The sequence below is a fragment of the Azospirillum sp. B506 genome (assembly GCF_000333595.1).
GTDB lineage: Bacteria > Pseudomonadota > Alphaproteobacteria > Azospirillales > Azospirillaceae > Azospirillum.
The window spans coordinates 21,027-32,957 of record NZ_BADK01001015.1 but is presented as its reverse complement, the minus strand read 5'-3'; the positions used below and the strand labels follow the sequence as shown (position 1 = coordinate 32,957).

The 11,931-nt window shown below is 64.4% G+C and carries 11 protein-coding genes and 2 pseudogenes; 5 read left to right on the top strand and 8 right to left on the bottom strand.

Going from position 1 to position 11,931, the window contains the following annotated elements:
- The 4 genes and pseudogenes from I71_RS38605 to I71_RS31345 all read left to right on the top strand — a co-directional run.
- Window positions 1-564: pseudogene (locus I71_RS38605) on the top strand (hypothetical protein); the annotation flags it as partial.
- 102 nt (window positions 565-666) lie between these two features.
- Window positions 667-954, top strand: coding sequence for a hypothetical protein (locus I71_RS39015; RefSeq protein ID WP_085940814.1), 288 nt, complete (start codon window positions 667-669; stop codon window positions 952-954).
- 579 nt (window positions 955-1,533) lie between these two features.
- Window positions 1,534-2,865 (top strand): IS110 family transposase, encoded by a 1,332-nt coding sequence (locus I71_RS31350; protein ID WP_375731235.1) that lies wholly within the window; start codon window positions 1,534-1,536, stop codon window positions 2,863-2,865.
- Window positions 2,778-3,758 (top strand): annotated as a pseudogene (locus tag I71_RS31345) (IS3 family transposase); the annotation flags it as partial. The gene I71_RS31350 and the pseudogene I71_RS31345, both read left to right, overlap by 88 nt.
- A 429-nt stretch (window positions 3,759-4,187) precedes the next feature.
- On the opposite strand, the gene I71_RS31335 reads toward I71_RS31345, so the two are convergent.
- The 4 genes from I71_RS31335 to I71_RS31320 all read right to left on the bottom strand — a co-directional run bounded on the left by I71_RS31335 (window position 4,188) and on the right by I71_RS31320 (window position 7,360).
- Entirely contained in the window at window positions 4,188-4,607 is a 420-nt protein-coding gene (locus I71_RS31335) for a DedA family protein (protein ID WP_199902302.1), read from the bottom strand.
- A gap of 3 nt (window positions 4,608-4,610) precedes the next feature.
- On the bottom strand, window positions 4,611-5,591 hold the full coding sequence (locus I71_RS31330) for an SDR family oxidoreductase (protein ID WP_083897487.1): 981 nt from the start codon (window positions 5,589-5,591) through the stop codon (window positions 4,611-4,613).
- Between the two features lie 10 nt (window positions 5,592-5,601).
- Entirely contained in the window at window positions 5,602-5,982 is a 381-nt protein-coding gene (locus I71_RS31325) for a DUF1330 domain-containing protein (RefSeq protein ID WP_042703546.1), read from the bottom strand.
- Window positions 5,983-6,046: 64 nt separating this feature from the next.
- Entirely contained in the window at window positions 6,047-7,360 is a 1,314-nt protein-coding gene (locus tag I71_RS31320) for an MFS transporter (RefSeq protein WP_042703544.1), read from the bottom strand.
- Window positions 7,361-7,411: 51 nt separating this feature from the next.
- On the opposite strand from I71_RS31320, the gene I71_RS31315 reads away from it, so the two are divergent.
- Complete coding sequence (locus I71_RS31315; RefSeq protein ID WP_244434167.1) at window positions 7,412-8,443, top strand: AraC family transcriptional regulator; 1,032 nt, start codon at window positions 7,412-7,414, stop codon at window positions 8,441-8,443.
- A gap of 875 nt (window positions 8,444-9,318) precedes the next feature.
- Here the strand turns inward: I71_RS31315 and I71_RS31310 are convergent.
- The 4 genes from I71_RS31310 to I71_RS31300 form a co-directional block, all read right to left on the bottom strand.
- Complete coding sequence (locus I71_RS31310) at window positions 9,319-9,924, bottom strand: fumarylacetoacetate hydrolase family protein (protein WP_199902301.1); 606 nt, start codon at window positions 9,922-9,924, stop codon at window positions 9,319-9,321.
- Window positions 9,925-9,956: 32 nt separating this feature from the next.
- Complete coding sequence (locus I71_RS39010; RefSeq protein WP_199902300.1) at window positions 9,957-10,280, bottom strand: hypothetical protein; 324 nt, start codon at window positions 10,278-10,280, stop codon at window positions 9,957-9,959.
- A 74-nt stretch (window positions 10,281-10,354) separates the two neighbouring features.
- Complete coding sequence (locus I71_RS31305) at window positions 10,355-10,753, bottom strand: nuclear transport factor 2 family protein (RefSeq protein WP_042703540.1); 399 nt, start codon at window positions 10,751-10,753, stop codon at window positions 10,355-10,357.
- A gap of 159 nt (window positions 10,754-10,912) precedes the next feature.
- Window positions 10,913-11,908 carry a VOC family protein gene (locus I71_RS31300; RefSeq protein ID WP_049976428.1) on the bottom strand — a complete coding sequence of 332 codons (996 nt, stop codon included), beginning with the start codon at window positions 11,906-11,908 and terminating at the stop codon, window positions 10,913-10,915.
- Between the last annotated feature and the right edge of the window lie 23 nt (window positions 11,909-11,931).

Genomic DNA, 11,931 nt, shown 5'->3' with positions numbered 1-11,931 from the left:
GCCGGAACCGCAGACGCGGATTGCGCCGCAGCCGAGAAGGCGGACGCCGGGGCGGCAACCGCCGAGAAGGCCGGGGCCGGGACCGCAGACGTGGATGGCGCCGCAGCCGAGAAGGCGGACGCCGGGGCGGCAACCGCCGAGAAGGCCGGGGCCGGGACCGCAGACGCGGACTGCGCCGCAGCCGAGAAGGCGGACGCCGGGGCAGCCACCGCCGAGAAGGCTGGGGCCGGAACCGCAGACGCGGACTGCGCCGCAGCCGAGAAGGCGGACGCCGGGGCAGCCACCGCCGAGAAGGCTGGGGCCGGAACCGCAGACGCGGACTGCGCCGCAGCCGAGAAGGCGGACGCCGGGGCAGCCACCGCCGAGAAGGCTGGGGCCGGAACCGCAGACGCGGACTGCGCCGCAGCCGAGAAGGCGGACGCCGGGGCAGCCACCGCCGAGAAGGCCGGGGCCGGAACCGCAGACGCGGACTGCGCCGCAGCCGAGAAGGCGGACGCCGGGGCAGCCACCGCCGAGAAGGCCGGGGCCGGGACCGCGGACGCGGACATCGCCGAAGCGGAGTGAGCCGAGGCCGGGGCAGCCACCGCCGAGAAGGCCGGGGCCGGAACCGCGGACGCGGACATCGCCGAAGCTGACGTTGTCGACGCGGAGGTAGCAGAAGCCGACGTGGCGGAAGCAGAAGTCGCCGAGGCGGAGGTGGCTGAAGCAGAGGTGGCTGAAGCCGAAGTAGCCGAGGCAGAAGTCGCCGATGCGGAGGTGGCAGAAGCGGAGGTGGCCGATGCGGAGGTGGCCGATGCGGACGCGGCGGTCGCAATCGACTCGACCGCGACGCTGTTGTCCAAGCCACCGTCTTTGCCAGTCAGCAAATTGAAAGCGTCAGCAGCAGCGCTGTGGACATGGTCGGGCAGAACCCCGCCGAACCCGCTTTGTGCCAGGAGGGCTTGCTTGCCCTGAATATCGAGAGCATTCAATTGATTACGAAAATCGCCGTCGGTGGCGAGGCGCTTGATAAGGGCGAGAGCCTGTTCCTTGGCCATTGCGTGGCCCCTCCTGCAATCGATCAGCCAATAGGGGTGCAGCGAATATGCCGCAGCAACTAAACCAATAGCATAGGCAATCCACAATAATTCTAGTGAAAACGCACTGCGAAAGAAAATTGCCGCTTGCAATTTACCCCGCCATGCCGCGCCTTCGCCTCGGGCCGAAAAATGGCGCATGGATCGGTGTCGAACATCACCAATCCATGCACCGCGACCTACCAAAAAACGATCGCGGGCGTTCGGTCCGCCTGCGGGTGGAGAAACGGGCCGCGCTATGATGGGCAGCGGAGGGGAGCGGCCGTCTGGTTTTTGGAGGCGCAAGACCCCGTCAAAAAACGTGGCCCATGGGGCGGTGCGGACTTGAGAGTGGTGACACCCGCGCGGTGATCCCGGTTGGGAAATTGATGACTTCGCATGCCCCATCCCCTCCTTGGCCCGACGAGCAGGAGGACGCACGATGGCGCGAACGAAGCGGTCCCGCAAGGCGCGGGATATGGCCCCGATCCATCCCCATGCGGCGGCGATCGACATCGGCGCCACCATGCACATGGCCGCCGTGCCGCCCGACTGCGACCCCGAACCGGTGCGCTCGTTCGGCACCTTCACCGGCGACCTGCACCGTCTCGCCGATTGGTTCGAACGCTGCGGCGTTCGCACCGTGGCCATGGAATCCACCAGCGTCTACTGGGTCCCCATGTTCGAGATCCTCGAGCAGCGCGGCTTCGAGGTCGTGCTGGTCAACGCCCGCGATGCCAAACACGTCCCCGGGCGCAAAACCGACGTGAGCGACGCCCAGTGGCTGCGTCGCCTGCACGAGTACGGTCTGCTGCGCGGCAGCTTCCGGCCAACCGGCGAGATCGCCGCCCTGCGCGCCTTCCTGCGCCACCGCGAGCGGTTGCTCGACTATGCCGCTGCCCACATCCAGCACATGCAGAAGGCGCTGACCCAGATGAACCTACAGCTCCACCATGTGGTGGCCGACGTCACCGGCGTCACGGGCATGAGGATCATCCGGGCCATCGTGGCCGGTGAGCGCGACCCTGACGTGCTGGCCGGATACCGCGATCCGCGCTGCCGGGCCTCGGAAGAGACGATCCGCGCGGCTCTGGTCGGCAACGACCGCGAGGAGCACGTTTTCGCCCTGGCCCAGTCGCTCGAACTCTACGACCTCTACCAGGACAAGGTCGCAGCCTGCGATACCCGCATCGAGGCGGTGCTCAAGCGGCTTCGGGCCGTGGCGGCCAAGCCGGCCGGCAAGCTGCCTCCCGCGCGGCATGCGACCAAGCAGCCCAACGCGCCGGCCTTCGACGCCCGCATCGCGTTGCACGCAATCCTCGGCGTGGACCTCACCCAGATCCACGGGCTCGGCCCCTCCCTGGCGCTCAAGCTGGTGGGCGAGTGCGGCACCGACCTGTCGGCGTGGCCGAGCGCCAAGCACTTTACCTCCTGGCTGTGTCTGGCACCGAGCAACAAGATCTCTGGAGGCAAGGTGCTGTCGTCGCGGACCCGGCGTTCGGGCAGCCGGGCGGCGGCGCTACTGCGCCTCGCCGCGACCACGGTGGGTAGAACCGAGACCGCCCTGGGCGCCTTCTATCGGCGCCTGTCGGCCCGCGTCGGCAAGGCCAAGGCGGTCACCGCGACAGCGCGGAAGATCGCGGTGCTGTTCTACAATGCCCTGCGCCACGGCATGGACTACGTCGATCCCGGCGCCGCCTACTACGAGGAGCGTTATCGGAACCGCGTGCTCACCAACCTTCAGCGTCGCGCCAAGTCACTGGGCTACGTCCTGCAGGAGGCAGGCGCCGAATCCGTCGGAGTTTCTTAGAAGGCCATCAGCATCTTCTCGGAACCGCCGAGATGAGGTTCCGCTTCATCGAGGACCACCGGGACGAGTTCCCGGCCCGGCTCATGTGCTCGGTACTCGGGGTGTCCGCCAGCGGTTACTACGCGTGGCGTGGGCGGCCGGAAAGCCAGCGGGCCGCCGCCAACCGACAGCTTCTGGTCGAGATCCGACGCGTTCATGGTCGCCACCATGGCCGCTATGGCAGCCCGCGCGTGCATGCAGCCCTCCGCGCGGAGGGCGTCGCCGCCAGCCGGGGCCGAGTGGCGCGTCTGATGCGCCGCCACGGCATCCGGGGCGCAGCCGCACGCCGGTTCCGGCCCATCACGACCGACAGCCGCCATGGCCTGCCAGTCGCTCCCGATCTGCTGGGTCAGGTCTTCCAGGTGGCCGAGCCCAACCGGGTCTGGCTTGCCGACATCACCTATTTGCCCACTGCTGAAGGCTGGCTGTATCTGGCGGCGGTGCTCGATCTGGCGACCCGGAAGATCGTTGGCTGGGCGATGCGCGATCATATGCGCGCCGAACTCACCACCTCGGCTCTGGTGATGGCCATCCAGCGCCAACGGCCGTCTGTGGGTCTCATCCAGCATTCCGATCGCGGCAGTCAGTATGCCTCTCGGGACTACCGGGACCTGTTGCAGGCGGCCGGGATGCGGCAGTCCATGTCGCGCAAGGGCGGCTGCTACGACAATGCTCCCATGGAGAGCTTCTTCCACACTCTCAAGGTCGAGTTGGTCCATCGTACCCGGTTCGAAACCCGCGACCAGGCCCGCCGGGAGGTGTTCGCCTACATCGAAACCTACTACAATCGCCAACGCCCTCACTCGGCCATCGGATACATCACCCCCGAACAGGCCGAGCTAAAATCTGCGTGAACCTGTGTCCACCGAAGCAGGGCAAGATCAACAGCGCGCGTGTGAACACCCCCGTCCCGGGACCGAGTTCGAGGACAGGCCCGGTTTCCGCGGAAATCTCCGACACGATCAAGGCCGCCAACGCCCGTCCGGACGGTGTCACCGCCGCAACCCTGAACGGTTCGGACAGCCAGGCGCGGAAGAACTGGAGGGTCTCCGATGAACTGTTCAGCATGCTTGATCCTTCGAGGAGGTCCGGCGCCAAGTGGTTCGTCCAAGCAGTCGCCAGACCAGCACGGACAACGTCTCGACCGCGAGAACGAGGAGCAGGAACTTGATCGCCAAGGCTGACGCATTGAGGTCGGGGATCGACTGTGCGGCCGTGTAGCCCGCGGCGAGGAACAGGCCGTTCCACAGGGCGATGCCCAGCAGAGTGCCGGTAGCAAAGCGTCACGCATCCAGGTGAACAAGGGCGGCGGCCAGCGGCGCGATCAACCGAACCGTCGGAATGATCTGTGCAATCAGGGACAGGTTCCTGTCGCGCGCCCGGAAGGAGGTCAGCATCTTGTCGATGCGCCTCGACGGCAGCCCCAAGAGCCGTCCACTTCCGTACAGGAGCTTGGCGGACAAATCCTGTCCGACAGCCCGGACGACGAGGAACAATGCGACACTGGCGAAGACACTTCCGCAGGTCGTCATGATGAAGGCGGTCGGCAGCGACCAACTGTCTCCGACCGCCGCCATGCCGATTGCGACCAGCATGCCATAGGAGGGCAGGGCCGGGACGAAGCGTTCCGCCAGTCCGGCAGCGAACAGACCAAGCACTCCGTAAAGAGCGATCCATTCGACGAGGCTTGCGAGCGGGTCCATCACTCAAGCCTCCGCGGGGATGCCGGGTCCCTTTGGACCGGCGTGGAGACGTGTCGCCGCGGCAGCGCCGAAGCCGACGTCCGCCAGCTTTTCCGAGACGTCCCAAAGCCGGCGGGCGACATGCAGGTCCAATGCAGCTGCCGGGATCGTCGCCTCGCTCGGATGGCCGCGTGTCTCCGAGAGTTTGTCGGGGCCGTAGTACCTGCCTCCGCGGGCATCCGGTGACGTCGCCGCGAACATCGTCGGCAATGCTCCCTGCGCTGCCGGCTGGAACAGAAACCACAGGACCGATCGCAAAAGCCCCTGAACGCTGTATCGACCCGGGGCGTTGTGCAAAAGGTCGGTCCGCGAAATCCCGGGATGGGCGGCAATGCTCGTCAGGCCCCAGCCGGCTTCGTCGCTGCGGCGCTGAAGTTCAAGGGCGAACATCAGGCAGGCGAGCTTGGATTGGACATAGGCAGGCATCGGCTGATAGGCCTTTGCGGCCTGCAGATCGTCGAAGTTTATGGCGGCATTCCGGCGCACCGCGATACTGGACAGGGTGACGACACGCGGGTTCCGCCCACGGATCAGCAAGGGCAACAGATGCGCGGTCAGCGCGAAGTGGCCGAGATAGTTCGTGCCGAACTGAAGTTCGAAACCATCCGCGGTGGTCTGACGTCGAGGCGGCGTCATGACGGCCGCGTTGTTGATCAGGGTGTCGATCCGCTCCCGGCTCTCGCACAACCTCAGCCCGAACGCGGCGACCGAGGCCAGATCCGCGAGATCGACCGGCTCGAAGCTGACGCTCGCGTCGGGCGCGGACCGTTTGGTGCGCGCGACGGCGTCGCTTCCCTTGCGCGGGTTTCGTCCGGCGATGATGACGTCGCCGCCTGCGCGTGCCAATGCAAGCGCGTCCTCGAAGCCGAGCCCGCCGGTGCCCGTGACGACGATTGTCCTGCCGTGCTGGGACGGCATGTCCTGGATTGTCCAGTTCCTTCGCATCGGAGAGTCCTTATCGCGGCTCTTGGGAGGAAACCGTCTGGAGAGGCTGCAACACGGCCTCCGCAAGCGCCGCTTCGCGCAACGGGGCTGCTCTGTTCCGGTAATCGGCGTCCATCGCCATTTCAGCGAATGCCCGGCGGTTGGGGTAACGGACGAGAGCCATCGCGTCCCAAGCCTGTCCGGGTTCCGCCGAAAGCGCCGGGAGGCCATTGCCCACATAGACGATCTCCGCCCCGAAACGGGCGACGATCGGCGTGGCGACGGCGAGATACTCCGCATATCGCTCCCGGCCGAGGTCCTCTCGGAACCGCAGGAGGTTCAACATCACGACGGCTTGCCCGTCGTCGTCCTCCAGGAAGTTTTCGAGTGCATTTTCAATGAGGGTTAGCATATCGACCTCGAATCCGGGGTGATGGGGAAAGGGAACGGCCCGAGTTCGAGCCGTCCTTCGGTGGTCATTTTCGAAGGGCATCTGCGACGCGCCGGTTCGCGACCAGGAAGGCGAGACCGGCGAGCGCGCTGCCCAGCGGCACGATCAGCAATCCGAGCCCCAAACCGTTCCGAATGTTCGCCGCGGTGGCGGTGTCGCTGAGGACGCCGACGAGGATCGGACCAAGCGCCGGGCCCACGAGGCCCACTCCGATCATCACGAGGCTGGACGCCTGCGCCTGTCGGCCGGGACCGGCGACGAGATGCGCGGCGCCGAACCCCCAGGGCATCATGAAGGAGAAGGACAGCATGCAGGGAACGAGAAGGGCGATCGACATCCACCCTGTGGGTATGAACAGTGCGACCGTCGTCGTCAGACTGGCAAGCTGCAGGAGAATTGCCGGAGGCCCAAGGACTTTGCCGGTGCCGGATCGTACCGCACGGTCGAACCAGTGGCCGCCGCCCAACGCGCCGAGAATGCCCATCAGCCCTTGGAGAAGCCCGAAGGCGAGGCCCGCTTCGCTGGCACTGTAGCCGTAGGTGCGCATGAGGAATGGTGCGATGAATGCATAGAAGGGGGCGAAAGCGAAGCCGAGGAATATGGCGCCGATGAACATCCAGCGAAATGCAGGAGCGGCGAGCAGGTCGAGGGCGGTAGGGAGGAACGGCTGGTTGTCGCTCGTCGGTCGTCCGAGGGGCGGAGTAGGGCCGGCGACAAGGATCGTCACCAGCCCGATCACGATGCCGATCGATCCGGCGCCGATCAGCGCTGTACGCCAACCCAGGCTGTCCGCGATGGCGCCACCGGCCGCAAAGCCGGCCATCGTGCCGAGCGGGATCCCCATGGAGAACAATCCGATCACGAAACCCCGTTGTTCGGGCCGGATCTTTCTCGCAATCAGGGCATGCCCGGCAGGAATCGCGCCTGCCTCGCCGAATGCGACGCCGAACCGGGTCAGGGCCAAAAACAGAAAGCTTGCCGCAAGACTGCCGAGCGCAGTCATCACGCTCCAGACCAGGATGCAGGAAACAAGCACAAATCTCGGAGATCCATGATCGGCCGCGCGTGCCAGTGGCAGTGATAGAAGCGCATAGCAGACGGCGAATGCCAAGCCGGTGAGCAGGCCCATCTGCGTATCGCTCAAGTTCAGATCTGTTTTGATGGATTCCGCCAGGATGAAAGGAAAAATTCTATCTATCTGCGAGAAAGAATTGATCAGAACCAGAGTGGTGCACATGGCTGCGGCACGCCAACCCTCAACATATACACCGCTGTCTTTTTCGGCATGATAAGGTCGTTTGATCGTCGTATCGTTTGACTGCGCTGCCGCTTCTGCCATGTCTGAACCGCTCCACGCTTGTTAGCTTGATCAAGCTAAATGGAGCGCCCAATGATCAGAATACCCGAACTCTCAAGAAATTTGCCTAATCCTGCAGATCGCGATAGTCTGGCCAAGGGGCAGGCGTTGATCTGTCCGGATAAACGACTGGGGGCGCACATGTCGTCATCGCTTCTGGCGGCGGTTAATGCGTATATCGAGGACCAGGGTGGTGGCGAGGGCTTGTTCCCGACACTGGTCGAAGGATTCAACATCGTCCGCTCGTTCCAGGCCATGTTGCCCGTTAGGGCAATTTACCGGCCGTCGCTCTGCATCGTCCTGCAAGGCGCGAAGGAGATTCACTTCGGCGAAGACCGGCTCGATTACGGCGCCATGGACTGTCTGGTCGTGACCATCGAACTTCCGGCAACGGGACGGATCGTCGAGGCCAGCGTCGAAGCGCCCTATATCGGCGTCGTCATCGATTTCGATGTGGCGATGGTGCGCGACGTCCTTGAGCAACTCGACGAACCGCCGGCGCCGGTCGCAGAGTCCGGGCACTGCGTATTCGTGGGCCGAGTGGACGAGACCTTGGCTGACTGTGTCATGCGCCTCATGCGCATGACGGCGTCGCCCAAATCGATCCCGATCCTTTACCCGTCGGTGATGCGTGAGATCTGCTACTGGCTGGTCAGCGGGCCGCGTGGCGGGGAGTTGCACAAGCTGGTATTGCCGAAGTCGAATATAGAGCGGGTTGCCAAGGCGATCGCGGCATTGCATCTCAACTTCGCTCGGACCTTGCGGGTGGAACAGCTCGCCGAACTGGCCGGGATGAGCCCATCGTCGTTTCACCAGCACTTCAAAGCACTGACCTCCATGACGCCGCTACAGTTTCAGAAGCAATTGCGCTTGCTTGAGGCTCGTCGCTTGATGGTGTCGGAGGCGGCAAATGTCAGCGCTGCGGCGTATCGGGTGGGTTACGAAAGCGTCTCGCAATTCAGCCGGGAATATTCGCGCGAGTTCGGCATCGCGCCAAAGCAGGATGCCCTGTATCAGCAACGTCTTTACAACACCTATGCCAGCCGCAGTGTGCGGACAGCGTGAGCGGGAACCGTCAACTCGTTGGCACCGACCATGATGGCTGGCGCAGTTCGGCGACAGATTCCCGGAGACCGGGGGATCCAGTGGCCAGCGGCGCACCGGCGACCTCAACCCAGGCGGTAAAGGCCCGGGCGTGGGCGGCGCAGTAATCGGAGGCCGGGCGGTGGTCGCGGTGGAGGTGGAAGCGGTTGGCGGTTGGGTCATGGATTGACAGAAAGCGCTGCACCTGTTGGGGCGATTTAATGCGCTTCATCTGCCGCTCGCATCGTCCGGTCGGTTGGTGCGAGTTCTCGGCCCGGTTGTTGAGCCCCTTGTGCTGACGGTGCTCCACCCCCGAGCATGATGGCTCGCCTGGCTGCAGCGTAGGACTTCCGCTTATCGGTCACCAGCACCGGCGGCGCGCAGCCCTGCTTTTTCAGCAATTTGCGGAGCAGGCGCTTGACCGCATTGGCATCGTCCTGGCAACCCTATACCCGCACCCCTGCCAGCCCACCACTGTGGACTTAACGCTGTCATCGTAGAGCCTGAACTACACGGAGTTTATCAGAAGCTCTGCCGATTGAGTAGCGAAACAGTATTGAAACGGCTTTTCCAGGAAAGGTGAGATACTACATCTCGATTTGAAGATATTATGCTGCCATTTTGGGAATTTCGACCTCGACCAACCGCAAGAATCGTTGGTTGCGTGCCCCCGCAACCACGCTATCGCTTGCCCCGATATCCGAACCTACGCCATGGCTTGATGATCTATCCTTGGATGCTCGCAGGTCCAAATCAAGCCGTTGTCTTGATGAATCTCCGTCGTTCTGAGGCGGGGCTGATGCTTTGCATGCGTGATCCGGGCGTAAAAACCTCCGGGAAAATCAGTGTGGTTCACTCTAGTCGCTCTCGGCGACACATGTCAGCGTCTGTGTGCCAAGCCCGGTGATCGTTCCCTCCACCACGTCGCCCGGTCGGAGAAATCGCTGGTGGTGCGTGCCGTTGCCCGCTGGCGAACCGGTGCAGAGGATGTCGCCCGGCAGCAGCCGCACCCGGGACGAGACATACTCGATCTGCTGCGCCACATCGAAGATCATGTCGGCGGTGCTGTCGTCCTGCATGACCCGCCCATTGAGTGCGAGCGTGATCCGCAGGTCCTGCGGGTCGGGTACGAAGCGCGCGGGAACGATCCACGGCCCGGTGGGCAGGAATGTCTCCGCGCATTTCGACGACAGCCAATCGGTGCCGATCGCTTTCAGGTCCGGCCGGTAGACCCGGTCCCGAACGGTGATGTCGTTCGTCACCAGATAGCCGGCGACGACCGACAGTGCGTCGGTTCGCGAGACGTTGCGCGCGGGCCGGCCGATGACGACGCCCAGTTCCAATTCCCAATCCGGCTCCGCCGCTCCCCTGGGCAGAATGATCCGGTCATAGGGACCGGTCACCGCCGACGGCAGCTTGACGAACGCGTAGGGCGTGCCGGTTCGTGCCCGTTCGTCCATCATGACCATCGCCCGTGCCAGGCGCTCTTCGGACGTCAGCCCTTCCGTGGCGGGATCGGGTGCTTCGCGTGAGTCCGCCACATGCTGCGATAATTTGCACCGCTGCAGAAGATCTGGCGCGGCAGGAGCGGCGCTTCGAGCCAACGTCGGCGAAATTGACCCCCCCGTCGCGGGGGGCCCGCCATGATCGCCAAAAATTTCCGTTCCACCTCGTCCCACGCCTCGAAGATGGCGAGCGTGTCGCAAAATCGGGCAAGGCCGGGAAGGCTGGCGATGTCCCAGACCCGATCATCCTGAATCACGCAGGCGAAGCTGCGCCCGCGGTGTGTCGCCGTGCCGATGGCGTGGTGTTGTGACACGATTGATCTCCGCTCTGAACTCTATGAAGCCGTGGTCTGTCCCGCCTGCGGCGATGCCGCTGAACGGATCCCGTTCAGGCTTGTTTCACCGCATGAAAGCTCACCGCCCGCCACGCCCCGTTTTCCAGCGCCCAGACCTGCGTGACGAAGCTGTTGACCTCGATTTTCTCATCGGTGTCGCGCCGCCCGACCAGATTGGTCATGGGGCCGGTGACGATCGCGACGGTCTCGGCCGGAACACGGACCAGCAGATCGCCCCGCCGCACGTCGTAGAACCGCAGGAAACGGCCGGCGTGCTCAAGCAGCTGGTCCTTTCCATGGACGATCCCGGTGGTGTGGACATGCACCAGATCATCCGCCATCAATGCGGCGAGCGTGGCGATGTCGTCCGCAACGAGCGCCGCACAACGGCGCGCCTCCTGCTTCAGAACCGCCGCTTCGATCACGCGCCGCGCCTGTTCGGTCACTGCCATTCGCTGTCCTTTCAGCGCCCGCCCTCGATCGGCGGAGCGCCATCGTTCAATCGATTTGCCTTGTGGGGAAACCGCCCGGCGCGGTGGGGAGCCACGTCCGCCAACGGCGCGGCTCCCAGCGCCGGCCGTCGGCGTCGGCCCCCAGCTTCAGCCCCCACCTCAGCGATGCCCCTTCTCCTTGCGCACCGGCGTGACGCCGTCGACATAGCTCACGTCCCATGGCGCCTCGTCGAAAATCCAGGGCTGCAGGTTGTGCATGAAGGTCATGGTGCCGAATGCGGCATCCCAGGTGCGCGGGACCCAGCTGTCGTCCAGCATGTCGCTGTCGCAGCCATATTCCGCCTCGCCGCCTGCGGGGCATGGAAGATAGAGGAAAATGGCGCTGGCGATGCGATGACGCCCGAGGCCCCAGGTCGATTTCTGCCAGCCCCGACGCTCCATGAGGTTGGCGCCGATCATCACCTCGTCGATGTCCTCGACGCCGAAGTTGGCATGGTTGAAGCGAACCTTCCCGTCCAATCCAGGAAACGGCAGGTCGGACTTCAGCCAATAGATCGAGTGGTGATCCTTCGTGCCGGGCGCGCGGGCAAAGATTCCGAATCCCCGCTGGATGTCGGACAGGCGGAATTGCAGCACGTCGTGATACCACTGCCAGCTGGCCTGGGGATCCGGCACCTGATAAACGACGTGCTGGATCGTCTTTGGGCTGGCTTTCAGCTTCCACTTGCGCAGATGGTTGAGGCGATGGATCGATCCGAGGCTGTTCACCGGATCGGGTGCGCCAAACACCGTTCGTTTCGGATAAACGCGGATCCCGGCCGGAATCCCGTCGCAGTCCAGGAAATGCGCCGTGCCTTCGGCATCGATCGCAACCTCGGTCACGGCACGCAGGCGGGCGACGACCCGGTCATGGTGCTTCTGATCGGGAACGCCCCAGATCACTTTTTGGACACCGTAGCCGACAAGCCGCTGCCCCTCGGTAACCGCATCCGCCAGCGGCCGGATGACGACGCTGGAGCCTTCCTCCAGTTCGAACAGGGCGGCCTTCGCGTCTGCGGTCACCAGAGGCAGACCGAAGTCGGTGAAATAGCGGGTGCAAAGGGGCACGTCCTCCACACCGTAGATGATCGTCTCGATCCCGTTGATGCCAGACAATTCGCCTCTCCCGAAGTCCTGTT

Coding starts and splice junctions, on each gene's coding strand:
- I71_RS31350 (WP_375731235.1), top strand. CDS start 1,534: ATGGCCCCGATCCATCCCCATGCGGCGGCGATCGACATCGGCGCCACC.
- I71_RS31335 (WP_199902302.1), bottom strand. CDS start 4,607: ATGGACCCGCTCGCAAGCCTCGTCGAATGGATCGCTCTTTACGGAGTG.
- I71_RS31330 (WP_083897487.1), bottom strand. CDS start 5,591: ATGCGAAGGAACTGGACAATCCAGGACATGCCGTCCCAGCACGGCAGG.
- I71_RS31325 (WP_042703546.1), bottom strand. CDS start 5,982: ATGCTAACCCTCATTGAAAATGCACTCGAAAACTTCCTGGAGGACGAC.
- I71_RS31320 (WP_042703544.1), bottom strand. CDS start 7,360: ATGGCAGAAGCGGCAGCGCAGTCAAACGATACGACGATCAAACGACCT.
- I71_RS31315 (WP_244434167.1), top strand. CDS start 7,412: ATGATCAGAATACCCGAACTCTCAAGAAATTTGCCTAATCCTGCAGAT.
- I71_RS31310 (WP_199902301.1), bottom strand. CDS start 9,924: ATGATGGACGAACGGGCACGAACCGGCACGCCCTACGCGTTCGTCAAG.
- I71_RS31305 (WP_042703540.1), bottom strand. CDS start 10,753: ATGGCAGTGACCGAACAGGCGCGGCGCGTGATCGAAGCGGCGGTTCTG.